The 25,803-nt window shown below is 56.2% G+C and carries 15 protein-coding genes and 2 pseudogenes; 6 read left to right on the forward strand and 11 right to left on the reverse strand.

Translation table 11 applies throughout. The features are described 5' to 3' along the window. Positions 1–45: 45 nt before the first annotated feature. From ACIPIN_RS07990 to ACIPIN_RS08025, 8 genes and pseudogenes are all read right to left on the reverse strand, one after another. The gene (locus ACIPIN_RS07990; RefSeq protein ID WP_401117280.1) at positions 46–2,868 is read right to left on the reverse strand and encodes an RHS repeat-associated core domain-containing protein; all 2,823 of its coding nucleotides are present in this window, start codon (positions 2,866–2,868) and stop codon (positions 46–48) included. Beyond that, positions 2,865–7,361, reverse strand: a complete 4,497-nt coding sequence (locus ACIPIN_RS07995) for a SpvB/TcaC N-terminal domain-containing protein (protein WP_401117282.1) — start codon at positions 7,359–7,361, stop codon at positions 2,865–2,867. The genes ACIPIN_RS07990 and ACIPIN_RS07995 overlap by 4 nt, the downstream gene beginning before the upstream one ends. Then, the gene (locus ACIPIN_RS08000) at positions 7,358–11,215 is read right to left on the reverse strand and encodes a neuraminidase-like domain-containing protein (protein WP_401117284.1); all 3,858 of its coding nucleotides are present in this window, start codon (positions 11,213–11,215) and stop codon (positions 7,358–7,360) included. Before ACIPIN_RS08000 ends, ACIPIN_RS07995 begins: the two co-directional genes overlap by 4 nt. A gap of 26 nt (positions 11,216–11,241) precedes the next feature. Then, positions 11,242–11,376, reverse strand: a complete 135-nt coding sequence (locus tag ACIPIN_RS08005) for a hypothetical protein (protein ID WP_401117286.1) — start codon at positions 11,374–11,376, stop codon at positions 11,242–11,244. A 72-nt stretch (positions 11,377–11,448) separates the two neighbouring features. After that, a complete protein-coding gene (locus ACIPIN_RS08010; protein ID WP_401117288.1) occupies positions 11,449–13,077 on the reverse strand; it encodes a hypothetical protein in 1,629 nt (542 codons plus the stop codon). Further along, on the reverse strand, positions 12,960–14,501 hold the full coding sequence (locus tag ACIPIN_RS08015) for a Tc toxin subunit A (protein ID WP_401117289.1): 1,542 nt from the start codon (positions 14,499–14,501) through the stop codon (positions 12,960–12,962). The genes ACIPIN_RS08010 and ACIPIN_RS08015 overlap by 118 nt, the downstream gene beginning before the upstream one ends. A 214-nt stretch (positions 14,502–14,715) precedes the next feature. Then, the gene (locus tag ACIPIN_RS08020; RefSeq protein WP_401117352.1) at positions 14,716–15,579 is read right to left on the reverse strand and encodes a methyl-accepting chemotaxis protein; all 864 of its coding nucleotides are present in this window, start codon (positions 15,577–15,579) and stop codon (positions 14,716–14,718) included. Next, a pseudogene (locus tag ACIPIN_RS08025) lies at positions 15,574–16,635 on the reverse strand (methyl-accepting chemotaxis protein); the annotation flags it as partial. The pseudogene ACIPIN_RS08025 and the gene ACIPIN_RS08020, both read right to left, overlap by 6 nt. Positions 16,636–16,927: 292 nt before the next feature. Between ACIPIN_RS08025 and ACIPIN_RS08030 the strand changes: the two are divergent. Next, positions 16,928–17,602: a histidine phosphatase family protein gene (locus ACIPIN_RS08030; RefSeq protein WP_401117291.1), complete on the forward strand. Its 675-nt coding sequence runs from the start codon at positions 16,928–16,930 to the stop codon at positions 17,600–17,602. A 99-nt stretch (positions 17,603–17,701) separates the two neighbouring features. On the opposite strand, the gene ACIPIN_RS08035 is transcribed toward ACIPIN_RS08030, so the two are convergent. After that, positions 17,702–19,156, reverse strand: coding sequence for an ArnT family glycosyltransferase (locus ACIPIN_RS08035; protein ID WP_401117293.1), 1,455 nt, complete (start codon positions 19,154–19,156; stop codon positions 17,702–17,704). Positions 19,157–19,568: 412 nt separating this feature from the next. Between ACIPIN_RS08035 and ACIPIN_RS08040 the strand changes: the two genes are divergently transcribed. After that, entirely contained in the window at positions 19,569–20,486 is a 918-nt protein-coding gene (locus tag ACIPIN_RS08040; protein ID WP_401117294.1) for a YeeE/YedE thiosulfate transporter family protein, read from the forward strand. Between the two features lie 357 nt (positions 20,487–20,843). Here the strand turns inward: ACIPIN_RS08040 and ACIPIN_RS08045 are convergent, their stop codons facing one another. Together ACIPIN_RS08045 and ACIPIN_RS08050 are read right to left on the reverse strand one after the other, a co-directional pair. Then, the gene (locus tag ACIPIN_RS08045; protein WP_401117296.1) at positions 20,844–21,101 is read right to left on the reverse strand and encodes a hypothetical protein; all 258 of its coding nucleotides are present in this window, start codon (positions 21,099–21,101) and stop codon (positions 20,844–20,846) included. Positions 21,102–21,136: 35 nt separating this feature from the next. Next, positions 21,137–21,400: pseudogene (locus ACIPIN_RS08050) on the reverse strand (DUF6124 family protein); the annotation flags it as partial. 439 nt (positions 21,401–21,839) lie between these two features. Between ACIPIN_RS08050 and ACIPIN_RS08055 the strand changes: the two are divergent. The 4 genes from ACIPIN_RS08055 to ACIPIN_RS08070 all read left to right on the forward strand — a co-directional run bounded on the left by ACIPIN_RS08055 (position 21,840) and on the right by ACIPIN_RS08070 (position 25,800). Continuing rightward, positions 21,840–22,277: a YciI family protein gene (locus ACIPIN_RS08055; RefSeq protein WP_401117298.1), complete on the forward strand. Its 438-nt coding sequence runs from the start codon at positions 21,840–21,842 to the stop codon at positions 22,275–22,277. A gap of 366 nt (positions 22,278–22,643) precedes the next feature. Next, on the forward strand, positions 22,644–23,354 hold the full coding sequence (locus ACIPIN_RS08060; RefSeq protein WP_401117300.1) for a LuxR C-terminal-related transcriptional regulator: 711 nt from the start codon (positions 22,644–22,646) through the stop codon (positions 23,352–23,354). A gap of 399 nt (positions 23,355–23,753) precedes the next feature. Next, positions 23,754–24,824 carry a fatty acid desaturase gene (locus ACIPIN_RS08065; protein ID WP_401117301.1) on the forward strand — a complete coding sequence of 357 codons (1,071 nt, stop codon included), beginning with the start codon at positions 23,754–23,756 and terminating at the stop codon, positions 24,822–24,824. Between the two features lie 4 nt (positions 24,825–24,828). Further along, complete coding sequence (locus tag ACIPIN_RS08070) at positions 24,829–25,800, forward strand: proline dehydrogenase family protein (protein ID WP_401117302.1); 972 nt, start codon at positions 24,829–24,831, stop codon at positions 25,798–25,800. Positions 25,801–25,803 lie beyond the last annotated feature (3 nt).

Here is a 25,803-nt window from a genome sequence, read left to right on the forward strand (position 1 = left end):
TATCGGCGGCCTGATAGACCTCACTGGTTTCAAATGGGGTTTGGATTATCTGCCGAATGATTTGTTGTGTTCGTTAAGCCTGAACAGCAGTTCCCTTCCTCGCTGTATCGTTGCACGGGTTTTGGTTATCTCGTGTTGTATTTCTGTGCGGCGTAATGTGCGGGCGTCTGCCGTGCCTACATTATTCGTCATCCGGTCCAGGGTTTGACTCAGAGAACCTTTCGCACCGTTGGCATAAAACTCCTCTACCCCCAACGTATCAAATGCAGCATTGATGGCAGTGGCGTCATGTTCCAGATATCCATCGAGCACAAGCAATGCATCGTTCAATCGTTCGATTTTCTGTGCAGGTATGCCGTTCAAGGCTTTGGTTGCCTGGGTGGACGATTCGAAGTTGGGAATCCACGCACCTTGAACCCTGAGCACTTTTGTCAGGATAAAACTGGTCACCGCCAGCGATAGTTTTTTTTGCCCTTTGGCGTTGCGTGGGTCCAGATCTTTCATTGCTTTCCGGGACTTTGTGTTCAGGTCATAGAAGGCTGTCCTGCCGTCATGTTCTATATCGTCGGGCGCCAGTCGAGTAGTTTGTGGATATATCGCGGCCGTCAGATGCCGTGTTGCATCAATTTTGCTGGCGATCGAGTCAGTCGTTAAAGAGGTGCTGACCATGGCGGCCCCTGAGGCGACTACTCCGCCTGGCGCTGCCAGTATGCCGGCTCCCAACGAGATCAAGTGCCTGAGTGCGTTGTAGGCGTAACTTTGAAAGAGTCTTTTGGTGATGTCTTTTTTACGCATGCTGTTATAGATCTGGTAGTTCAACGTACTGACCCTGTTGTGCACTTCGGACAAAATATTCGGGTAGGTCGCTATTTCTTCCTTGAGGTTGAATTCTTCTTTGTTGTTGCCGTGTTGATCGGTGTAGCGCAGCGGGTTGTTTCCGACCATGCAATACAGGTTCAACCCGTCAATCGCGCCCGCCGGATCAGGACTGATCCACCGCTGTAACCACGGTGCGTAATACCGGTGCCCGTAGTAATAAAGGCCACTGGCATCGCGCTCTTTACCGGAATAACGAATGGTTCGGTAATCGGCTTCCACCGCCGAACGAGACGCCGTCCACGCAGTTGCGCCATAAGGGAAATAACTTTCCTGGCTGATCAGCCAGGCCTGGTCGTCGAGTTCCAGTGAGCTGGAGCCCAGATGGTCGTCAAGGCTATAGCGCAGTTGATCTTTCGGGATACCTGACGGCTGGCCCTCGGTCCAATGCAGGCAGCGAACGCTGCAGCGCCCGGTTTGCACGGTGATGACTTCCAGGCGCTCATGAGTGCGGGTACGGATTTCGAGGCCCGGTAGATAACGGACTTCTCGGGTGTGAGTCACCGACGCTGCATAGGTTGTTTGTATCTTGCGTACGCGTTGACCGCTGCTGTCATAGCAATAGCGTTCATGGTCATCAGGGTCATCCTCGCGTTTTACCAGCACCACGCTGCTGAGCTGATTGCGAGTATTCCATTGCAGCAACTGGCCGGGTTGCAGTGATTGCAAGTTACCGTTGGTATCGAAGGCTGCTGTAGCGTCGGGCGATGCATCCCCCTGGTTCCAGGACAGGATGCGATTGCTTGCGTTATCCACATTCAGGGTTCGGGTGTAGTTGTTGCGATCGCGAACATGGCGCAGTTCGGTCAGGTTGCCGCCAGCGTCGTAGTCGTAGTGCTGGGTAAAGTTGAACAGTTGCCGGGCATCAATCGGTGTCCTGCTGGAGATGGGAAGGTGGGGTTGGCTGTTCGGCCCCGCTGCTTCACGGCCCGTCGCGCTGATCAGTTGGTAGAGGCTGTCATAGGTGAATGTGCTGACGGCTTCGACTCGTTGGTTACTGCCGAATTGCACGGGCTGGGCCTTGTCCTCGATTCGCATCACATTCCCCACTGCGTCATAGGTGTAGTGCAGCGCCTGTAACGTGCTGGTGGAAACGGACGCGGTGAGCGAGGTCAACCGACCGCTGGCCGGATCGAACACGGCGCGGCTGATAACGTCGTTCCCGGCTGTCTGGGATTCAACCTGGCCAAATGCGTTGTAGGCGAGATCCTTCACGATGTTTTTTTCGATCGCGGCGTTTTTCAGTTTCAGACCCACGGCTTTGAGCTGGCCGGCGACGTCAAACGAAAAGCGCTGTTGGTGTTGACCGGCATCGATTTGTCGGAGGACTTCTCCCAGTGCATCGTAGTGCCAGATCGTTTCGTGGCCATCTCCCTCCTCATGTAATAGCTCCCGGTCCTGTTCCTCCGCCGGCCAGCCAGGTTGTTCAGCGTTCAAGAGAAAGTGTCGTGTCTGGCTCAAGGGCTTGGCGCAGAGTGCGTACTCACTGATAAGCAGGGTTCCGGCGCCGTCATCGTGGCGAATCAATGCGCCACACCGATTGAGTTCGGCGCAATCCGAGGAGCTGTCACCGTAACTGAAGCGTTCGACGATGCGTGAGGGATGCCCTGGTGACTCTTCCTGGATCGCTATCGGCCGCAATTGTCTATCGAAGCTCGTTTGCCAGTGACTGCCACGCTGATCCCAGTTGCGCAGCGTCTGGCCGGCATCCCCTGGCAGATTCAGACGCCACCCGGCGTCGACGCTGTCCACCCACAGCGCTTTGCCAGACAGGCTGTAGGCGGTTGTCAGATTGGCTTTTGATGTTTCGGCAAACAGTCGTGGGTCCCACTGCGCAATCAGGTGCCCGGCAGTGTTGTAGTGCTGATGGGTAATGCGCGCTTGAGCGCTGTCATCTGCATTGCGTCGCCAGTAAGCGACTTGCCGCACCGGCAGGCCACGACTGTCGATGGCGCTGATGGTGGGGGTCTTGCGGTGAAGGCGTGCGTTCATGCCTCACCTCCGGTAGTGGAGGATTCGGACATGATTTCTTCCAGCGTGTCATTCTCGTCCTCGTCCACGGTGTACCAAGGGTGGCGGGTATGTCGTCGCAGATAGGAGACACCGTTTTGTTTGGCTTGACGGGCATGGGTAGGGCGCCCCAATGGATCGTAAAACTGCTGGTCGTGGTGGCCGAACGTGCGCAAGGACGCATCATCGATAGAGCGGTGTTGATCGGCGAAGTAGGGGCGGTAGGTACGGATCGCCAATCCCTTGTTGTTGTATTCGACCCGTTCACTGACACGCCAGCGCTGTGCGGCGACTTGCTGGCGTGCTGATGATCCATCGAGTGTCAGTTGTCCCTGGTCGTTGACGACATGGGCGATTCCTGGCTCGACCTTTTGCTTGTGTTGCAGCGTCCGACCGAAGCCGTCGATGTCGGTAACGCTGATACGGATCTGCCTCTGGTTGTCATCGGGGAACCGATCCGCGATCAGTACGGCAACGTGCACGGGCTCACGTGTCGAGGCATCGAGTTCGCTTTTCAGTTTCACCTCATCGGCAATGAGGGTTTGAAGACCCGACAACCGGGCTCGGGCCGAAGCGCAGATATGCCCGCTCGGCAGCAAGTCATGGTTGATCACGCAACGCGTTAGCCAGTCTGTGTCCTTCAGTGCTGCGGCCGATACGCAACCCATCCAGCTAAACGGCGCGTAATAGGTGGCAGTGGCGGCGTCTTGCAGAGCTTCTTTGTGCTGTTTGATCGCGTCTGCCGGGCTTTTGAATAGCGGCCGTTTGTACTCACCTATAGGTTTGAAACCGACGAGCTTGTCGCTCTTGTAGCCGTAAAAGCTGGTGGCCAGCACCTGGCCGAAAGCATCAACGAGGCTTTCTTGTACGTTGCCATTGGGATCGGTAACGCTCAGGGGCAGGAGTGAGCGGTAGTCATAGATGGCCTTGGTGACGCAGCCATCGGGCAATTTGAACTCGGTGATAAAGCAGTGGTAGTTGTCGTAGCTGACCTCGGTCGGATCGAGGCTTTTGCTCGTCTGTAAGGTCTGTGGCCGGTAAAAGCCTTCCTGCAGGGCATAGGTCACGAAAGCGCTTTTGACGGACCAGAGTTTTCTGGGGGACGTGGACACTGGGAGAAAATCGGTCATGCGGTGATAGCCACTTCGTTCGAGCAATTTTCCCTTGGGGCGAGCGTCTTGCGGCAATACGCTGAAGGCTTTCAGGGCTGTTTCGTCCAGCTCGGCTGTTTCCAGATAGTCGGCCAAGGCTTCGAAGTGAGCGACGCCGTCCGGTAGGGTTTCTGCGGTGGTGTTCTTGTAGCGCTGCAAGGACAGGCCAGTCAGGACGCTCTGGGTCGTCCAGTCCGTTCCCTTGACGAGCTCGATGAGCTTTTCGTAAGTCATGTCCTTTGTGAACAGCCCCAAGGCTTCGGGTGCTTTGGGAAGTCTCAACGCGTTGGTGCGCTGACGGTAAGGCAGACCCAGCCGCCAACCTTGGGCGCTATCCAGATGAATGAATTCGGCAAGGGTTTCGTTCAGGTAGTAGAACTGCTGCGCTGGATCGTGAGCGTCGCGCCACCATTGTTGTTGGTCGGCATCGCTGAACGGTGGAGTATCGCTGCCGGTTTTACGTCGGGCGTAATGGACGCTCGCGCCATGCGTCAGTGCACCGTAGGTGTCGTGCTGCAGATTGAAGGTGTGCTGGCATTGCGGGTCATCAATAATGCCTTCGTATTGGTATCTGATGGACTCCAGTAGCAGTGGCAACATTCGGGCGTAGAGCTGGTTGTCCCTTGGCGCTTGCAGCAGGCGTACCCGGTAGCGGTTTTCCTCAATCGAATACAGCGTTCGGGTTTTCAGATGCTTATCGAATCCGAAGAGCTCGGTACGCAGTAAATGACCGCTGAGGGAACGAGCCATTTCAAGGGCGGTCGCCACGTCTGGCGGGGCGATGAGTGTGTCGCTTTGGGTGTCGGGTGAGTAGCGGAACAACAACGCGTTGCCCAGCACTACGGCTTGTTTGTCAGCAAGGTGATAACCGCTACGTGACGCATCGACTGCTTGCCCGGTGTGGAACCAGCTCTTTTTCAGACACGGCATCGTAAAACCTGGCGAGTCGGTATCGCCGGGGTTGGTTTCACTGTCCGATTGCAGTAACAGGCCAAAGCCGCGAAATTCCCGTTCGATTCCGTCGTAGAAGCCTTGGCGATAGGAAAGGCTCTGGGTCAGTCGATTGCCGGTAATCTCGTCGAGTTGGGCCTGCTTCTCGACCAGATGCAGGGCAAAGGGCACATGACAGGTGAGGGGGCTGCCGGCTTTTATTTTCTCCGTTTTCTCATCCAGCCACTCTTGTGCCGAACTGCGGTAGCGGATTCTGCCTGCGGCGCCCATGTTGTTATTGGTACCCGTGAGTAAATACGGTTTTTCACTGACAAAGTCGTAGCGCCAATGCTGAGGGGCCATGTGCGGCACGCTGAGTATCAGGCTGGAGCAGCCAAGCCCTTGCAGATCGGCGATGCTCACCTGACAGAGTCGGTCGTAGCGCACACCTTCCGGCCAGTGCAGGGCAACTGAAGGGGCGAAACCGTTGCCGCTGAGGTTCATGAAAATCCGTGCCTGCTCGGCTTCCAGATAGATCAGGTCGGTGGCGCCGGAGCCGTCCAGATCCGCAAGGCGGATACGCGAGGCGTCGAATGTCTCGTACGCAAGGTTTGGCGAACCCAGCACGATGCCTTTACCGAAACGTCCATGCCCCAGGTTTGGCCAGCACTTCACTTCATTGTGGCGAACGCGCACCAGGTGCGGTTGACCGCTGCCCAGGATATCGCTGAAAGCCACCAGCTCGCAGGGTGAAGAAGTGAGTACGGGAAGGGCGTCTTCGTCCTCTTCACGAGCCACTTCGCGAGCAGCGCCAAAGCCCTTTTCTCGTTGATTGGCGTACAGCCGAACGCTGCGCGGGCCTATCAGCGTCAAGTCGCTGAGTCCTTCGCCCATCAGATCGGCCAACTGCCCATGCGGATTGAAAAACTCCGTAGGGAACGCATCGAACGTGGCGAAATCCGACCAGTTGCGGTCGGGGCCGAGAGAGAAAAAACCACTCAGCCCCGGCTGTGCGATGACCCAGTCCAGTCGACCATCGCCCGTGAGATCGCTCAGTGACGGGCGCACAGGTTTGGCAGTGTCGGCGGTCGGGATAGTTGGCAAGGCGCGCCACTGATCGTAAGCCACTTCATTGCTTTTGGTGTTGGCTCGCATGGGCTCGCGGTAATACCAGGCATTTTCACTGGAATACAGCACCCCTGGAAGTCCTTCGCCGTACAGGTCTACCAGTTGGTAACGCTGACCGTCGTTGAGACCGGGCATGTTCTGAAACGGCTGCCAGGTGTGGGTATCAGAGGGGAGCTTGAACTCGCTGTAGCTGAATTCAACGGGCGGATGATTATCGGCAGTTGCCCGGTTGTTATACGCCTGATCATGGGCCGCGCTCAGGTGGTGATAGCCCAGAGGCGTCTGACGATAATCGAGCAGCAGGCGTCGCACCAGAACGGGGGCGACGCCCAGCTCATCGGGAAAACAGTGAAACATCAGCACTTGGTGGCACAGGCGTTCCGTGCGTAGTTCAAAGCCATAGGCGTAGCTCGAAAAGCCGTCGCTGCGGCTTTGCCACTGTTGCCCGGTGTACGCCGGTTTTTGTTCGTACCCTGTATCCCGTTCGCCGTAGTCAAACACCAACTCGAAGTGCCATTGCACAGGTTTCAGTCGGTCTGATTGCCACAGGTAGAGGTGCGCATCGGCCTTGAAGTTGCCGTAGCTCACACGGCTCAAGTAGCGCTGGGCTGTGGCGCCATTGTTGTGATTTTCTGCCGTGTATTGATAGAGGATGTGCTCGCCGTGGGCGTTGAGACTTTCCTCCAGAAGCCATTCGCCGACATGCGTCGAATTCTGCGGATCGGTCCGACGCGATGCCGGGTTTTTCCCGAACAAGTGAAGGCTGCCCTCGGCGCCGTGCACCAGCCAGAAACCCGGCTCGTCGCTCTCTGAGGACCAATGTTCAATTCGGTCGAAGGTGCTTTCGACTCTGGGGAAGTGGCGCACCACGGTATAGGTCGTCCCCAGTTTCAGATCGTTGTAATTGTCGATGTGAGTTCGAATGATGGCACCTTTCGAGTCGAGTTCGGGCATCCACACGACCCCGTTGGGGCCGACAATCTCGTCATCCTCGGTATAGACCGGAACACCTTGGCTGGCGCGTCGACCGACGGTGGGCAATGCCATTCCCCAGCCGATACCGAACACGCCATTGCCGAGCGAACTGCCATAGTTCAGCGACAACGATGGTGCGAAGCCACGGCCTGGCGAAATGGGTAACGCAAGCTCATACGAAGCGGCTCCGTGTGAGCCGATTGCGCCCATTCCTTTGCCGATGCTTTGAATGGTCCCGCCACCTTTGGGCAGTGACGGCGCGCTAACCGGCAATGCGCTTTGTTCACTCATTGCGAACCTCCGCCTGCTCTGGCCGTGTAGCTCATGTGCACGATGATGTCGGTCAGTGACTCCAGCATGGCTTGCTGCGCTTTGGGGTTCGGGAAGGTCAGACGCCATGTGGAGATGGCACCGGTGTATTCGAAGGGCAGGTAGCGTTCATCGTTGAAGTTCAGGGTGAACAGACCGTTGTCATCGAATCCGGTAGAAAGGGCGATTTGCTGATTGGCTCGCAGGCTTTCCTTGATCTGCGTCTCGTCATTGGCGGACATGACCACCTTGCTGGAGGTCTGGGTGAGTGTTGCCCGGATGTTTTCATAGGGGCCGAGAATGGCCGGCAAGGAGACGCTGACGGTTTTGATGCGCCGCAGGTAATGTTTCTGATCTTTATAGTCGTCTTCGAACAACTCGTGGGTCAGCTCGAACTCGTAGTTTCCCTTTTTCAGGTCAGCGCGAATGTCCACCCACTCTTTGTTGATCGTGCTGGTTCTGGTTTTCGCCTTGAGCTGTCGCAGTGATACGGTCTTGCGAATTTCCAGTTCGCGCTCGTTGCCCAAAAGGTAGGCATTCTTCATCTTCAGCAAGCTCACTTTCATCATCTCGCCAGGTCCCAGTCCACGATAGGTGCTGTTCCAGGCCTTGGGTTGAAAGAACGGCTGCGTGGTGTAGTCGGCCATCTCGTAGCGCCAACACAGTTCAGTGTGCTGACATAGCGACAAGGTTGCGTCATACACCTGGTAATAGAAGCTCGACAGTTGTTGAGTAAACCACTGGTAAAGGTGCGAGTTAGTGAAACGCTTGCTCAGGAATGCGTACATAGTCCGGGCTTGCGCCAGCGATGTTTGAGTTTGTCGTAATACCAGCAGGGAGGCGGTTTCCCGTTCGGTTTCAAGCGCCAGTTGTGTATCAAGGTGTGCGATTTCGAGCCGCGCCTGATCACGCGCGAGTGTCCATTCCTGATGGCGACGACGGTATTGCGCTGCACGTTCGAGGGCTTCGCCAACCCCATGGGCAGCGGCCGCTATGCCTTGAGCGCCGGCCATCACGGCAAAAGGCACCCCTTCCAGGCGATGGCCGCCGTCCGCAAGGCCAAAAATGTTGGGGATGACCTTCATGCCGTGACCGGCAACCTGGGCCGCATAACCAGCGGCTTCCGCGATGCGTCCGGTTAGATGCGATGCGGTGGCCGCCACTTCTTCTGGATTGACTATTTCGTCCACCCGTTGACTGTAGTAATCCATGCGCCCCTGGACAATCGCTTTGCTGGCAAGCAAGGCTTCCTTGTTTTTCTGGTCGATTTTCAACGCCTGGGTCTGCAGGTCCACGGCCATGTTTGCCAGATCCCAGAGGTGTTGCTGTTGCATCTCCTGATAGATGGCTTGCTCGGTGCGTTCGATAAAGGACAGTAGAGTCGTGCCGAACTGAATGACAGTGTCCACCGCGCTCATGGCCTGGGCATGCAGGGTGTTGAAGCGGTAAGGCGGGATCTCTGAACCCAGGCTTTGGTAAATTCCGGGTTCTGCGGCGGGTTTGGGATGGGAACCGAGCAGGTCGCCTGGTGCTGCGGGGGCTGCGAAAAGGGCAAGTCCCAATGGTTTGCCGACAATGTCGAGATTGTTTCTGAGATTGTGCAGGCGACTTTCGAGTTTCTCCCAGCGAGAGATCAGAACAGGATTGAACGGCAAGCGCAGATGTGGTGTGTCGATCGTATGCACAGAGGGTGGCTCTGCATAAGGACGCACACAGAGTTGCGGTACACGTTCTGGCGAATCTTTTGGAGCCTTGTGTTTGAGATCTTTGCCCAGTTTATTTTCAAAGACTCGTAGAGCTGTATTGGTCTCGTCGCTGAATTTTTTCAGCGTGACGGCGCTCCAGAGGTCGGTTTGTCTGAGATCCGGACGCGGGCCAAGCAAGTCCAGTGCGCGGATGTACCAGAGCTTGGCCTGCGCTAACCCGTCAGGCGCTAACGTGCGGTAGGCGAAGTCGCCGCGATTGACCAGAATATCGATGTAGAGCATGTACAGGGCTTTGCGAAAGTGCACCGGATGACTAAGGGCGATCTGATGCGGGTCCTGCGGGCCGAGAATGGCGTAGGTGGGTTGGCCTGGTGCAGGAGTGGTGCTGATCAACGGCACGGTATTCCAGTAGTCGGGGTTCTCGTTGTAGAGCTTTTTACGGCCGGGGTTGAACAGGTAATTAAGCCAGTGTTCGGCTTCACTGTATTGACGCTCCAGGTTAAAACGGTGAGCTACCAGCCATGGAAGGTACAGGAACAGCTCGACAAAGTAGCGACCATAGGCGCCATAGAAGTCCATCGTTTGTGCTGTATCAGCTTCTCTGAAAGCAGGCTCTTCAAGATGTTGTGAACTCCAGCTCAGCAGCCTCTCCATGCTCGTTTCGGCACGCTCGATCAGATGCCGGGCAAAGGTGATGTTCATGCGGATCGGTTGGCGTTGCTGACGTGTCTCGTTGTCGCTGTTTTCTATTGATGAGCCTGAAAAATCAATGAACTCGGTGGTACCTAAAGAATTGTCCAGACGGGACGCGATTTTAGGAGGGGAAAGCAGTCGTTTTTCATCTGAAGTGGAAGGTGTCTGCTTGAATTGAAATGCTGCTGTATCGATTTTGCTCAACGATTCGACAAGCGCTTTAACGCGAATGTGATGTTCACGATCCTCCTTGTCGGCGAACACTCCATCCGGGAGAAGCATCGATGCGGTATTGGAGTCTTTATCGATGACTTGAGACATTACAAACTTAGTAGACCTTTCCGACATCTCTTCTTGGGCAACATAGAGAGCAATGAACAGTGAGTCTGGGGACGCCTGATCATGAACGGTAATGGTGTGTGTGTTCTGCTTGATATCGCTCAGCTTCAATGTTTGAAGCGGCACATTTGAACTGTAACCCTGTAGACAGGTCTGCGGCGTGCTCCAGCTCTCGTCGTATTTCTTGTAGCAAAGGTTCAATCGGAACAGCGGATTGACGTTGGCGCTTTCTGGCTCGATTTTGCTGTCGTCCGCTCTCTTGGTGACTGCCGTCTTGTCCTGAAAGACGCATTCGGCCCAGATCACATACAGGCGATTGTTGAACATGACCGGGCGAATGGTGTGTTCGATGGCGCTTTCGGAAATGGGCAGGTTGGCGCGTTTCCAGTCTGACCAGGCCTGTGGTTCGGGGGCATCGTATTTTGCGGCGGTAGAGCCAGGTGTTGAATCGGGCGTCCCTGTCAGCGGGCGCTGAGACATGTCCAGCGAGCGCCAATAGTAGGTGTTCTCGGCGCGGGATTTGGCAATGAAGTAATAAGTGCTGTTGGCGAAGTCGTTACCGTCGATGTATCCATTGAGGGTCTTCAGGTTGGCAACTTCTTCGAGTTTTGTCAGATAGGCCAGCACTGCTGTTTGAACCGACCCGGATGTGAGCTGGTTCTGGTTGAGGTCGTTTTCCAGTTGCTGAAAACTCTCGGTACTGTTTTTTCGCAGCGTTGGGTCCAGATAAATCGCCGGAAAGTAATGCAGGCGCTGGTTGGCCGCCCAGGTCGGATAGTGATGCATCGCGCTACGCCAGGTTTCTACCTGGTCCGTCGGAATGTCCGCGGTTTGATATCCAGGCTCCATGTTGGCCAGAATGCTGTTGATGTATTGCTGCAGGCTTGCAGTGGCGCAGGCTACCTGGCTGGTGGGCACGTCCTGGCTGACCAGTACATCGAGCAGCCAGTAATGGTAGAGGTCGTTGGCTGTCTTGAGATGCTCTGCAATCTTCAGTGCCTTCAGTGTTTCGTCATCAGGCACGATCGCTGAGAGGTAGAGCGCGAGCTGAGCATCACGCAGACTTTCGTTGAGATGCTTTTCAATCGAGGCAGACATGTTCATTCCTTGAGCATGTAATGGGATCAATGACTGGCGGCCATGACGGCTTCAGAGACTTTCTTCCAGGCGTCTGACGCGCTTGCGTTGTTCAGGGCGGTTGCGCTGAGGAGTGAGGTGGCACTCAGCCCCGTGGCCTTGCAGGTTGCATGGCAACGCATTACCCAATCCACATCCTTCATTGTTCGGGCTTGGCTATGCAGCAGATTTGCGGTCAGAACGCTGACTTCAGCCTATGTCCAGTTCAGCAGTTTGGCCAGGAAACTGTTCTGTATTGCTGTCACGGCAGCGCCCGAATTGGCGAGGCGCAGGTAGCTCAGCAGGCTTTCTTCGGGGTGCTGATTGCTGGTCATGCAATGGTTGGAACGATCCAGCAGATACAAGCAGCTCAGTGTCAGTTTCAGCTGTGTGCCGGGTGTTTCCAGCCAATCAGGATGCTGCAGGAACAAGCGCAGGGCACTGTTGCTCAGATGCAGCTGAACGGCAGCTTCGGCATGGCGCATAACCGGGTGTAGCACCTGGGAAAGCCTGGTTGAATGTGCATCGGCCAGGATCTGGTGGGCCGAGGTGCTTGCCCATGACAGCACTCCCTTTGCGCAGTTCATGGGGAGCTGCGAGGTTTCCTGCAAGAACTTCTCGATCAGGTGTAGCTGTCGATCATGGGCAAGCAACAGCAGGTCTTTGAGTTTGCGCTTGCAGTTGTCTTTGAGCCTGGAATTTTCGCCGGCGTCGTTATCCAGGAGGAGTGGGTCAATCACGCTGTTCAGTGCCATGACCAGTTGCTGTGGCACGTCATCTTCGATGGCCGGCGCAAAGTCTTTCACCAGGCCTTTTTCATCAAGCAGCGTCGCAGCCAATAAATTGCGCCAGTTGAATTGTTTTGGAAGCCCCAGCTTTGCCAGCTCCGCTGAAGTGACCACACACTGGAGGGCATCGTCATGCAGTTTGGTGAGGTATCGCTGCAAATCCTGAAACGTATGATCGTTGTTGCCCATGGGCTCCAGGAGGCGTCGCAGCTTGGGGATGTCGTAGGCGGATTCACTGAGCCAGTTAGTGATCCAGTCCATTTGCATCAGCACATCAAGCAAGTTGAGTGTGTCGAGCCCCTGAGGCTCACTCTGTGTGAGCGTGACACTGGTGTAGACACGCTCTAGATCGCGGTTATCGAGCTGCGCAGTTAGTTTCACAAACGGGCTTTCACGATGTATTAGTGCATCGAGATCACCGTTCAGTGTTATTGGACAATCCGTTAGAGAGGTCTTTAGATTAGCGTAAACGGTCGGGATCAGGCCGATGCTGATTCGCTGGACGTCGTTGCTCGAGATGGCGGGGAAAAGGACGCTAATCTCATTGAGAGTATTTGTATTGGCGAACCGTGAAGTATTGAGTATCAGCGTTGATCCTTGCAGCAGCAGGGGAGGATTATTGGGATCGAATTGCTCGGGTAAATGGAAGCGTGCTACCAGATTGAAAGACTCGTCACCCTCACTGGCTTCTATTTGGATTGTGCGGATGTCTGAGTTTTTTCCTTTTGCCAAACATCTAGAGATGCTTTCCCCACCCAGCAAGTTCGTCAGCGTTGCGCTGTCGGTGATCGAGATACCGAACATCCGAGCAATTCGCGCCTGCCGGTAGATCGAGGACAGCGTGTCTAAATCACACTTGAGCGGACCAACATACCGCTGCGTGTTCCTGACGATCAGTAATAGCGAGTCTTCGGTCAGAGGCAGGCCAAGGCAGGCACTCAGGTGCTGCAGGATGGTATGCGAGGCCGGGTCGGAAGCGTCAGTGCTGAAGGGGCGCCCATCGAGTAACAGCGGCGTATCGAACAGTCGGACCTGATTGAACACCCGGTCGAACAAGGACGCTTCGTCTCCGATCGCAAAAGGGCGACTCGATGAAGTAAAGCAGCAAACTCGTCGGCATTGATCGAGTACCGACGGTTCAAATAGCGATAGATCCCTAAGGTGCGCACGGTGTAGGTGTCGAGTTGCATGAGCGGATTACTTGGCACTTTCGACTTAAAGGCGCTGACGATCAGCGTGTCCAACCGGGCGAAAGGAATGTCGAGCCAGCGTTGCAAGCGGATCATCCGATGCAGACGTTCGAGCCGCTGGGGCGTCGTCTGGGCGATCTCCTTGATCCCCTGGTTGGTGGTGAGCGTCATGCGCACGACGCTGGTGCTAGGGCCATTTACATAGCGGGCGCCATAGAGGGCAGACAGTGAAACTGGCGCGGTGTAGTTACTGGATTGACGTGGGGTATGTTTGCCTAGTGACAGCAGCGCTTCGAGCTGCTCTGCGTTGAGCTTGGTTTGCTCCAGAAAAGTGTTGAGGTTCTTCAGGCTGGAAGAATCATCGGTTCCGTAGATACTTTTCCAGTATCCATCTTTGGACTGCTCATCCTCTCTTGGGACTTTTGTCAGCAATGTTTGCTGCTGCGGCCCGAGTCCGGACAACAGCTGTTGGGCATCGCCGACAGTGGCTGTCAGTACCTGGCCGTATTGAATGTTGACTGTCTGTGCTATGGGGAGGCTGGTGCTGATGAGGTAGTTCAATTCCCCCAGCGATGGTTTCTTTTCACTGAGACCCAACAGGCACTGGTGATGGAACATCTCATAGGGAAGAACAAACGGGTAACGTCGCTGCGCCAGTACCTCATACGTCGATTTACCTCTGTCATTGGTGTTCTGCAGCGCCTCCTGAATGTTCTTGTCCAGGATGTCATTGACGATCTGGAGCATGGGTTGTGGGGTAAAGGTGTTTTGTTGATCAATTGATAGCGTCGCGAGATCCGGTCTTCGCTTTTCCAGAAGGATTCGATTGGAGGATTCAGTATTTGATAGTGAGGCGCTGGTTTCCAGTTGCTTGGCAAACAGGTACAGGGCTCGAAGGTAGGCAGCAGGCGAGTCGACGGCTGCGATCGAATCGATTTTGCAGGATTCGTCCCAGTTTTCCTTGAACAGATTGGTATAGGTGGGGCCTTCTTTGTCGACTGCACGAATGCCTGGGGGGTGCCAGTGGTGTTGGGCTTCCCCCGATGAGAGCTGATGCTCCCGATAGAGATGACTGATCTGGGCGGCAAAACACTTGGCGTTGTCGTAGAGCCCACTACCGTTGATATGGCGAAAGTCTTTGAGCTTTTCCAGGAAACCGGCTTCGGTGAGTCGGGTGATATCGAACACTGATGTGAGCCTCAGTGTGTCCTTGAAACTTCTTTGCTGCTCGACGGTTATGTCGGGGCTATTGGCCTTGATCAGTGCCTGGAGTAGTGGATAGTCGTCCATGCCAATGAGTCTCCTGTGAAGTGGAGTTATCGACATTACTGTGCGGGGAGGCAGTGCGCCGTCAGCTCTCCAATCTATGGATCACGGAAACATCGCAGCTTGGCTGGGGACGAATCCTGTCGATCTGTAGGACTTCGAAATAACGTGTTCTGAGTAGGCGAGGTCAGTCCTCTGCGCCAGCACGGGTGCTGGCGCAGAGGACGCGCGAAGGGAGTTACACGCGGAAGTGGCTGACCATCATCTGCAACTGATTACCCAACCGCGCCAGTTCAACACTGGACGCAGCGGTTTCATCGCTGGCGGCGGCGGTCTGTTCCGAGACGTCGCGTACGTTGATGATGCTGCGGCTGATTTCTTCGGCCACGGCGCTTTGCTGCTCGGCAGCGGCGGCGATCTGCTGGTTCATCGACTGAATGTTCGACACCGTGCGGGTGATGTTTTCCAGTGACACACCGGCCTTGCGGGTCAGCTCGACACTGCTGTCGGTCAGGCTGCGGCTGTTGTTCATCACCGCGGCCACTTGCTGGGTGCCGTTCTGCAAACCGGCGACCAGACCTTCGATTTCCTCGGTGGATTTCTGCGTGCGTTGGGCCAGGCCGCGCACTTCGTCAGCGACCACGGCGAAGCCACGACCGGCTTCACCGGCGCGTGCGGCTTCAATGGCGGCGTTGAGCGCCAGCAGGTTGGTCTGTTCCGCGACGGCCTTGATCACGTCCATGACGCTGCCGATCTTGTCGCTTTCCTGTTGCAGCACGGTCATGGCTTCAGTGGAACGCACCACTTCGCTGGCCAGACGTTCGATCTGAGCGATCGCTTCGTTGACCACTTTATCGCCTTCGCGGGCTTCACCGTCAGCCGCTGCTGCTGCTTGCGAAGCTTGTTCGGCATTGCGTGCGACTTCCTGCACGGTGGCCGTCATTTCGTGCATGGCGGTGGCGACCTGATCGGTTTCGATCTTCTGGCTGTTGACCCCCGCACTGGTTTCTTCAGTCACGGCCGACAGCTCTTCGGCAGCGCTGGCGATCTGCGTGACGCCATCGCGGATACCGCTGATCAAGTCGCGCAGGGTGACACCCATCCGTGCGATGCCTTGCTGCAACACGCCAAGTTCGTCGCGACGGGTCACGCGGACATCCTGGGTCAGGTCGCCGCCGGCGATACGCTCGACCACGGCCAGGGTTTCGCGCAGTGGGCGGGTGATCTGCCGGGTGATGATCACGGCAGCGAGAACGCCCACCAGCAACGCCAGCAATGTACTGATCAGTTGCAGGGTGCGTGCCTGAGTGCTTTCGGCGTCACGGCGATCCAGCTGAATCTGATACAGCGCGTCACTGCGCGCCACGATGTCATTACCCTGGGCGGTCATTTCCTGGCGAGCCAGGACCGCGTCGCTGTTGGCCGCTTTATAGGCCTGCAATGCGCTGCGGTAATTCAGCAAGGCGTTTTGCAGCTGGCGCAACGCGTCTTGCTGGGTGTCGGCGAAATGCGTGTTGAGTATTTTCAGGCTGGCGATGGCCGTGTCCAGTTGAGCGACGGCTTTTTGCTCGGTGGCCGGCGTGCTGTCGTTGGTGTAGCCGCGTACTTCATAGCGGGCGAGCTGAAACTGTTCCTTGGCCTCGGTAATGGCCTGAAACTGCTCGAAGCGTTGATCGCTCAAGGGCATCTGGCGCACACGGGTGTTGATGTCATTGATCAGCGTGTTGGCGCTTTCGGCGTTCTCGCCCATGGCCTGACGCGCGGCGCCCGCGGTCCGATAAGCGTTGCGCATTTTGTTCAACGACTGCTGGTAGGCGTCGATGACCGTGCCCTGCTCATTGAGCAGTTTGAGGTTTTCCGGGCTCTTGAGGCTCGACAGCAGCTTTTGCTGCTGGGCCTTGAAGCCGTCGAGGGCGGTTTGCACGGTCTGCGCCACGGTTTCGTCGCCGTCGGCCAGCATGTACTGCAAACGGGTGACCCGCAGTTTGGTCAGTCCCGCGTTGAGCTGGGTGATATCGCTCATCCAGTTACTGCGGTCGATCAGCCCACCCAGGCTGGTCCAACCAGTCAGGGCGAGGATGCACGTAAGGGCCAGCACCAGGCCGAAGCCCAGGCTCAGCTTCAGGTTGACGCTGATGTTGGCGAACCAGCTATTCATCAAAAATTCCTCCAGGAACGTTGCGCTTCTTGATCGTCAGTTGGCTGGAAGATTGTTTTTTTTAGAGGCCAGCAGAATTGAGTTCGTAGGGGTATATCGGCGGCAGGCGCGATAGCTGAAACGTTTTTCGTAACGAGGATTTACAGTCTGTTGGCCCAGTAATGCGAGGGAGAGGGCGTTGGGGCGCGCGCGTTGGTTGAGCTTTTTTACATTCATTTCACCGGGCACTTACTCGTCGAATTCTAAAGTCGGCCGTACAATCGGGCATTCGAGTGTCAGGGGTAGTTTGAAAGTGGAGTCAAGACTGGGTCGTCCGGGTATCAAACGTTCACTGAATGTGGGCGGGCTCACTCGCATTAAATTCGGTGCAGTTGCACTGCTGGCTGCACTCTTTGTTATCGCGCTGACATTCTGGCTGCTCCGGCCCGCCGGCCCAGCGGATCTGGCCCATGGCAACATTGCCGGGGACAAGGCCCTGGCGGCCAGTTGGGCCAAGGGCGATACGATTGTGCTGATCCGTCATGTTGAGCGATGCGACCACTCCACAGCTGCTTGTCTGGACAGTACCGACGGTATTACCGAACGCGCGCGTGCGGTGGCTGCCGGGATTGGTTCGCAGTTCGCGCAGCTGGGCCTGACTAACGCCGACATCTACAACAGTCCGTTGACGCGGACCGTGCAAACGTCGCACTACATGTTCAACACACTTGGCAGCGCCCAGGATTGGCTCTTCAACTGCAAAGGCACGATGTTGCGTGACGTGCTTGCACACAAGGTCGCCGGTCGTAACCTGATGTTGGTCACCCACAGCGAGTGCATGGCGGAACTGGAAAAACAACTGAAGTTGCCGACGTCGACCCCGGGGTATGGCGCGTCACTGTTTTTTACGGTTGATAGCGCGAATGCAAACCCGAAAGTACTTGGGGTTATCGAAGCCTCGGACTGGCTATCAGTCGATATCAAGTAAGTCGTCCCAATGACGGCCAGACTCAGGTGTTAGTCGCTACTTTCACCGGACAATAAAAAACGGCACCTGCATCAGGTGCCGTTTTTTTTGCTGGCTGTTTTAGAGCGTCACGAAGTAGTACACCTGACGACCCACCAGTATTTGCTTCACTATCTTCAACGGTGCTGTGGGTTCTGAATCGCCGGCAAGCAGCGCCACATTGGTTGGGGAGGCGGCGAGAAACGCCGTCAGCTCGGCGTCGGTCTCCAGGTCCTTGAGCAGGCTATGGGTATAGAACACGGTCGCCCCGGCGGTCCGTTCGTTCGCCTTGAACAGCGCTACTTCCTGACCGTTGGCCTGCATTGCCTGGATTTGATCGGTCAATGGCAGGAACGACTCTTTGCGGTCGGCACGTGGAAACGCCCATTGGGCCGCGGACAGATAAGCGACGATGAACAGACTGATGATGCCGATCGCGATACCACGACGATTTCGGGCGATTTTGCCGATCAGGGTCGACGCTTCGGTGTGCTGGCGCAGGCGCTCGAACAGCACGGCGGCATATTCCGCGGCGATGACGGCGGCGGCTGGTGTCAGTGACATCAGGTACACCGTGCGCTTGCTCGACGCGAGGGTCAGCATCAGGAACTGTGCGAGCAGCCACAGGGTAAAGAACAACAGATAGCGATTGTTCGCCAGGCTCTTACGGAAGTGCCACAGCCCCAGATACACCAGGATGTTCCACGGCAGGAAGGCTTCCGGCAGCTTGGTCAGGTAGTAATAGAACGGCTCGTAGTGGCCGGCTTGAACGAACGAACCGCTGAAGCGACCGACGCTGTTGGTCAGCAACACCTCGGCCAGTGCCTGCGAGCCGCCGCGCTGATAGAGCACGAAGAGCCAGATCGCCAAGGGGATTAGCCCGAGCAGGGTTGCCAGTGCCGGGCCTATCCAGCGCGGCAGGCTGAGGCGTTTGTCTATCAGGCTCTCGGCCAACAGATAGGCGAAGATCACCACACCCGGCATCGCCAGACCGAGTACGCCTTTGCTCAACGTGGCGATGGCAATACCGACGGCGAAGAGCAGCCAGCTGCCCAGGGCTCCACGCTGTTCGGCGTGTTGACGATTGGCCTGATAGAACGAAAGCAGCGCCAGGGTTACGCCGAGGCTCAGCAGCGCATCTTCACCGACACCGCGAACATTGCCCCAGTAACTGGCCATGGTTGCCAGCATGATCCCGGCGACCCAGGCGAGGGTCGTTGGCCGGCCGAACCGGCGCAGCATGGTGTACAGCAGCATCACACTGAACAACCCGGCGAAGGCCGAGGCCAGTCGCACCGCCCATGGCGTACCACCGAATGCACGGATCGCCCCGGCATCGAGCCAAAGGCTCAGCGGTGGTTTCTCCAGAAAGGGCTGGCCAAACAGGCGCGGCGTCACCCAATCGTTGTCCAGGTGCATTTCCATGGCGATGCCGGCAACCCGGGCTTCCGTGGAACCTTGCAACTGGTGATTGCCGAGGGCGAAGAAGAACAGCAGGCAGGTGAGTAACAACAGGAGTGGGGCAGGGCGTGACATAGGCATCAGGCTACCAAAGGATGAGGGCCGAGAGTAAAACAGGACTCGAAAGTATACGAGGCCACTTCTTAACAAATTGTGAATTGGAAACATTATTGGCAAGGGAGGACCGGTTTATAGCGCTGCAGAACCGAGTCGGTCACCCGTTACGTCTTTTGACGAGTGTGTCTAGGGCAAATGATCAGCGGCAAAATCAGCTTTAGAGCGGGCTTGTAGCTTGCCTTTGCGGCAGGCCGGTGTGACACGTGCCGCGTCCGCTTGAAAAACTAGCAGCAATCCTGCTGTTAGCCAGTACGTTGGTCGGCAGCGTTGAACGGGTCGATACGGTGGCGTTGTTGGCGCCTTGGCGGGCCTGCTGAAAATCCGACTAGTCTTTACCCATCAATGGGTCTGCCAGGATGCAAGGAGGCGTGTGTTTTCGTTGCTGATCGCGTGGCTGCTGGCATTTCTGATTGGCTGGGTTTCGCAGCGGATGGGCATGTGCCTGGTCAATGCCAGCGCTTTGCTGCTCAAACGCCGACCCACCTTGTTCGTGGCACTGGTTTCCTGCGGACTGTTCGGCCTGCTGCTGGCGCCGATTTATCGCCACTTCGGGATCAGCCAGCCGTTGTTCACGCCAGAAGTCGGGTATCCGCTGCTGATCGGTGGCGGGCTGTTATTTGGCGTCGCCTCGGTGCTCAACGACGGTTGCAGCGTCGGCACCCTGACCAAGCTCACCTGCGGCAACCTCAATAAAGCCTTTACGATTGTCGGCTGGGTGCTGGGGATTGTGCTCTGGTATCGGCTCAACATGCTGCCCGAGCACAGAACCCTGCTGATGCCCGAAATCTCCAGCAGCCACTATCTGCTCACCCTGGGTGTGGTGCTGATGGCGTTGCTGTTTCTGGCCTATGTTCACGGCGACAAACACCTGGTGTTCTCCAGCATGCTGCTGGGAGCGCTAACCAGCGCGCTGTACACCTTCGAACCGCAATGGACGCCCAGCGTGTTCTTCTACCACCTGTCACAGCTGTTCTGGATGCCCGAACATACGGCCATCACCGGCCAGCGTGTCGCGGTGTTCGTGATGATGCTGGTGGGCATGCTCAGCTTCACCCTGCGCCGAAAAACCTTCCGCTACCAGCCGTTCAACCTGTCGAAGGCGAGCACGCATTTGCTGTCCGGGGTGCTGATGGGCACCGGTGCGTCGATGATGCTCGGTGGCAACGACTCACAGATTTTGCTGGTGTTTCCGACGCTGAGTTTGACCTCGACGTTGCCATTGGCGTCGATTGCGGTGGGGATTGTGGGGGCGTTGTGGGTGAAGCGGCGGTGGGGGCGTGCGGGGTAGCCCTCTCACAATGACCTTTTGGCTCAACGGTAAGTGACAGAAGCTGAAACCTTCCGTTGAGTCTGAGGCTTAGCATGAGCAGCGCATGGGTTAACTCAATTGCTAAAGGTGGCCTGCGAGGGTAATGCCAGTCAGTTAAGCCAGTACGCAATCCGTAGCAGCTGGCAAAGCCTGCGTTCGGCTGCGAAGCAGTCGTAAAATCATGCAATGCGGTCTTCCAGGCAAACCGTATGCACAGGATTTGCGAGGGCTTCGTCCTCGAACGCAGCCTCGCGAGCTCGGCAGCTGCTACGGGTCATGCGTTCGCCTGCAGTCTCTTAACTGACGGGCATTAGCCCGCGAGGGCCACTTTTTTCCTTACGATGACAAAACCTGCGCCTGCAATCGTCGCCCAACGACATCCAGCAAATCGCAACCATCGCGCAGCGAAACCACTAACGCACGGGCCAGTTCACTGTGAATCCCCTCGCCGGTGGCGACGTTCTCCAGCAACTGGGTCGCAGTGCGGATGCGATAAGCGGCTGTTTCGTGCAGCACGTCCAGTGGCGCTTCGGTGTCGATCAACAGGGATGCGACGGTGCAGTCGATGCCGGTGATAGGTATGTATCGAGCCATGGCAGAACCTCCATTCATGAGCAGAACGTGACCACTCAGTGGTGAGCGGCGGTATGAGGTTCGTGCGTAGCGTCCGGCGTGTCGAAGTGCTCCAACGCCCGGTTCACCAGCAACTCGCCCAGCACGATCAACTGCTGAATCGCCAGCGCCACATTGCGGCGCGAGTCTTCGAGCTGGAAGGCCAGGTCGGTGGTCATGACATTGAGCGAAGCGAGGGTTTCGCTGGTGTGGATCAGCAGGGTTTCGGTGTCGATGTCGGGGAGAAGGGTGAAGAGCTGGCTTGCGGGAGTGGTGGTTTTTTCGGGGGGATTGGGGTGATCTTTTTCATGGTGGAGCTCCTTACACTGGTGATAGAAGCTGCCAGCCCCCCGCTGTCAAACAGGATTGGGTGGCAGCCGTACGCGGGTTGACAGACCAGAAGTGTAAGAACCCGGCGCATCCGAAGATGCCCCGCGCACAGCCGCCATAAAGAAACTGCATGCGAGAAAGCATGCCGTCTTTTCAGGACGAGTGAAAGGTTACACTTTTCAGCCTGTCAAAGCCGATCGCTGATGCGCAGCGACACCTGAAGGCTATCTCTCCTGATCCTTCCTCGCCAGTTCACCACATGCACTACGGTTTGCAGGAAATGTCCTAGGATCGTTTGGGGGCGCGGCAAGAAAGAATGAAAGGCTGTCGATTTGGGGCGCTACCGTTCGACAAGGTAGTGAGTAGTTCAAATCCAACGGAGAGACGACGATGCGATTCATGATCATTGTTAAAGCCAGCCAGGATTCCGAAGCCGGCGTGATGCCCACCCAGGAATTGTTGACCGCGATGGGCAACTACAACGAGGAACTGGTCAAGGCCGGCATCCTGCTCGGCGGCGAAGGCCTGCACCCCAGCAGCAAAGGCACCCGCGTGCGCTTCTCGGGCGAGAAGCGCACGGTGATCGACGGCCCGTTTGCCGAAACCAAGGAACTGATCGCCGGCTACTGGCTGTGGCAGGTGAAGTCAAAGCAGGAAGCCATCGACTGGGTCAAACGCTGCCCTAACCCGATGCCAGGCACGGAGGCCGAGATCGAAATTCGTCAGGTGTTCGAGGCAGAAGATTTCGGTGCCGAGTTCACACCCGAGCTGCGTGAGCAGGAAGAGCGTGTGTGGGCGCAGGCGAAAGAGCAGACGAAGAAGTGCTGAAACGAAAGAGTGGGGCTGATTTATTTTGATTTGAGTCGAACCTGTCCCGTCCTGAAACAGGTATAAATCTGTTTCAGGACGGGACACAGGCCCAATAAAAAACCGCCTTCGATGTGAAACCGGGCTTTGCTTGATGAGCTCGACGAGCTGGCTGGCGCCGCTGTGACGAGGTCCTTCGATCTGTTTATCGAGCGAACCTCTGGACAAGAAAACCAAGGCGTGTTTCATTCTCGCCCTGTTCCTTGTAGGACAACTCCTACAAGGAAAATGGACGTATAGCTGTTTTATAAGGGTGCTTCAGGATTGAAGCACAGATAAGCAGAGGGCCAGACTCATCTGTACTCACGATCATCAGGGATGAGGCCAATGCGAAGCGACGGTCAATCAAATAACAACACGCCCTTGCAGCCGCTCGATGTGCGCGAGCTGCTTGACGCCGAACTGACCCGCCGCGGACTGGGGCTGTTCGAAGTCTATCAGTGCGGGCCGACGCTGGATGAGGCGGAAATAATTTCCAATTTTCCCGATGCGCTGGAACAACCCAGTTGCGCCGACGAGCTTTATCAGCGGGAACAGTTGTTGACGCTCTCCAAGGGGCGTGTGAAGCCGTTCTTCTGGAGCGACGAGAATCTGCTGGTCCCCGCGAACGAATCGGCCCCCGCACCTTGCGCGCTGAGGCCAGTGAGCGAAGGGGCCAGTTTCATCGTCCACGGCAACCGTGGGTTCTATTCCATACTCAACCTTTGCAGTCTGGCCGAAGGCAAGCACTTCCGAGAAGCGGTGCTGGCCAATAAAAGCGATATCCAGATGCTGCTGGTTTCGGTCTACGATGAAGCGCTGGAGAGCTGCGTGCCGGTCACCGCGCCTGCGACGAGCGTCCTTACACCGCGAGAAACCGAGGTCCTGTCCTGGACCAGTATGGGCAAGACTTACAACGAAATCGCCTTGCTGGCTTCGATGAGTCCGCGCACGGTCAAGTTTCATATGAAGAATATCTTCAGCAAACTTCAAGTCAGTAATGGTAAGTCGGCCATTCGCAAGGCACTGCAGTCGGGTTATATCAGCGAGCCGGGATAACAGACGGCAGGGCGGTCCAGGATAAACCCGATGTACTTGGCCCGTCGCAATCATCTTGGCGTGTCGATAAAGCTTAAAGTTACGACAAATAAGTGTTGAACAGCGACAGGCCGGTGCTGCCAGGTATTCCTGTGCCCGACTGAAAAGCACTGTTTTAGGGCGTTTCGGCAGTACCTGTCTAAAAGGGCAGCTTGTTAGGCGTCAGGTAATGCTTTAGTTTTTTCGCAGCTGTAAAGTTTAGTTCAGATGAAATAAATCGTTAGCTGCAACGTTAAAAAGTTCTCAAGTTACGAGGGGGAGTCAATAGCGCCAGTTGTTTAAGTTGAGCGTGTATTAAAGCTGATTCTCTTTTTCGGGAGGACTAAGCGTTGTTGCATGCCGCTTAATTATGGAGTGATTATGCTGGTCGATAACAATAAAAACCCCGCTGGCGAATATGCAGCCGGAATCTCCCGAGAAACCTTCGGGATGCTCAAACACCTTTGTAAAAAAGATAACTATCACTGGGCCATTGCGCTGGGCAAGGACTACGCAATCATTGCGTTTGCCGTGTACCTGTCGCTGGGTATCAGTTACTGGTTCTATCCGGTTTCATTGTTTCTCATCGGTACGACGCAACGGGCCCTGGCGAACGTGCTGCATGAGTCCGCGCACAAAATGCTCGCCAAAAACCGCTTCATTAACTGGTTCTCCGGCACGTTCATGTCCGGATACCTGATCCTTCACCTGCACCAGTCTTACAGTATTTCGCACATCAAGAACCATCATGTGCATCTGGGTGATCCCGAGAAAGATCCAGACTATAACTTTCATCTCAAGTGCGGTCTTTATGACGTCACGCAAACCGAGCGTGAGTTTTTTCTGAAAAACGTACTGTTGGCCCTCTCGGGTTATAGAACGCTGCAATACATCAAGTACATCGTCAAAGACCGGGTGAAGGCGCAAGGGCAGGGCAACCAGATTCGCAACGAGCGCATCATGCTCTGGACCTATTGGTTGGCCATCTTTGCCGGCACCGCTTACTTTGGCCTGGTCACGGAATTACTGCTGTTCTGGCTGGTGCCCTTGTTCACGACGGCAGTAGCGGTTGGCTGGATTGTCGAGCTGGCCGAGCACTACCCGTTGCCTGCCAGCGAAAAGGAAAAGTTGCTGCTGACGCGCAACCGCAAAGGGTCCGCGCTGGAGAATTTTTTCTTCGGGCGTCATGACGACAACTATCACCTGGTCCACCACCTGCACCCGGCGATCCCCCACTGGAACATGAGAAAAGCTCACTCGCTGCTGATGACCCATCCCGAATACGCCCGTTGGGACAATCTCTGGGCCGGTATTTTTACTCGTGATCGCAGGGGCTGTACCAAGGAAACGATGCTCAGCTATGCCGCCAAATATCGCGCGCACAAGATCAACAATCACGACGATGTCTCCAGCTTCGCTCGTCGGATGCTCAACCAGGCCAGCGGGGTATAAGGCAATGACTGACACCAATCTGAGCCTCATGGCCACCTTGGCGCTGAAAAAACTGGCAGCCAACAAGGAGTACCGGGATCTGTTCCTGGCCTCTGATACCTTGCGTGACTTTCTGCGCCCGGCAGCACTGCGCTACATCATTTCCGAAGACCGTGGCGAGATGCTCGACAAGCTCGCAGCCCTGCAGGGCAAGGGCTACCGGACCGGTGTCGAGTACGTCGGCGAGGAGGCCACCACGGTCGAGGAAGTCTCGAGTGCCACGGACGAATATTTGACGCTGATCGACCTGATGGCCCAGCACTCGACGCTGTTTGAACCGCCGCAGCTCGGATTCGATCTGTCCAATGTCGGGATGATCATCTCCCGCGACCTGGCCATCGAGAACTGTTCCAGGATCCTCAAACATGCAGCCGACAAGGACGTCGGGGTGATCATCAGCATGGAGCGGTCGCAGTGGACCGATTCGATCCTCGATATCTTCCTTGAACTGAGCGGCCACTACCCGAACCTTGGCATCACCTTGCAGGCACAACTGAACCGGACCCCCGACGATCTGGACGCCGTGCTCAAGACGGGTTGCAAGGTGCGTCTGGTCAAAGGCGTTTATGCCGAACCTGCGCAGATTTCGCTGCCGCGCGGCGTGGTATTGAACGAGCGTTACCTCGGGCTGCTGGATCGCATCAGCGGTGCCAACATTCGTTATGCCTTTGCTACCCAGGATCCGCTTCTGGTGAGCGAGATCATCAACAGCGAGATCGCCACGGGCGGTGAGCTGGAGATGCTTCATGGCGTGCGGCCCGAGCTGATCAAGGGGGTCAAGGACCAAGGTCTGATCAAGACACGGGTGTCGGCGGTCTACGGCACCAATTGGTATCTACACCTGCTGCACCGCATTGCCGAGTTTCCGGAAAATATTTTCCTGGCGCTCGATGACACCGCTGCAAAACGGCAATCGGCATCCGCCTCAAAATACTGACTG

The organism is Pseudomonas sp. NPDC087697, from assembly GCF_044743155.1.
Lineage (GTDB): Bacteria > Pseudomonadota > Gammaproteobacteria > Pseudomonadales > Pseudomonadaceae > Aquipseudomonas.

Bases quoted from the DNA above. Each gene is read 5' to 3' on its own strand.
- ACIPIN_RS07990 (WP_401117280.1), bottom strand. From the start codon at position 2,868: ATGAACGCACGCCTTCACCGCAAGACCCCCACCATCAGCGCCATCGAC.
- ACIPIN_RS07995 (WP_401117282.1), bottom strand. From the start codon at position 7,361: ATGAGTGAACAAAGCGCATTGCCGGTTAGCGCGCCGTCACTGCCCAAA.
- ACIPIN_RS08000 (WP_401117284.1), bottom strand. From the start codon at position 11,215: ATGTCTGCCTCGATTGAAAAGCATCTCAACGAAAGTCTGCGTGATGCT.
- ACIPIN_RS08005 (WP_401117286.1), bottom strand. From the start codon at position 11,376: ATGCGTTGCCATGCAACCTGCAAGGCCACGGGGCTGAGTGCCACCTCA.
- ACIPIN_RS08015 (WP_401117289.1), bottom strand. From the start codon at position 14,501: ATGGACGACTATCCACTACTCCAGGCACTGATCAAGGCCAATAGCCCC.
- ACIPIN_RS08020 (WP_401117352.1), bottom strand. From the start codon at position 15,579: ATGGGTGTCACCCTGCGCGACTTGATCAGCGGTATCCGCGATGGCGTC.
- ACIPIN_RS08035 (WP_401117293.1), bottom strand. From the start codon at position 19,156: ATGTCACGCCCTGCCCCACTCCTGTTGTTACTCACCTGCCTGCTGTTC.
- ACIPIN_RS08045 (WP_401117296.1), bottom strand. From the start codon at position 21,101: ATGGCTCGATACATACCTATCACCGGCATCGACTGCACCGTCGCATCC.
- ACIPIN_RS08055 (WP_401117298.1), top strand. From the start codon at position 21,840: ATGCGATTCATGATCATTGTTAAAGCCAGCCAGGATTCCGAAGCCGGC.
- ACIPIN_RS08060 (WP_401117300.1), top strand. From the start codon at position 22,644: ATGCGAAGCGACGGTCAATCAAATAACAACACGCCCTTGCAGCCGCTC.
- ACIPIN_RS08065 (WP_401117301.1), top strand. From the start codon at position 23,754: ATGCTGGTCGATAACAATAAAAACCCCGCTGGCGAATATGCAGCCGGA.
- ACIPIN_RS08070 (WP_401117302.1), top strand. From the start codon at position 24,829: ATGACTGACACCAATCTGAGCCTCATGGCCACCTTGGCGCTGAAAAAA.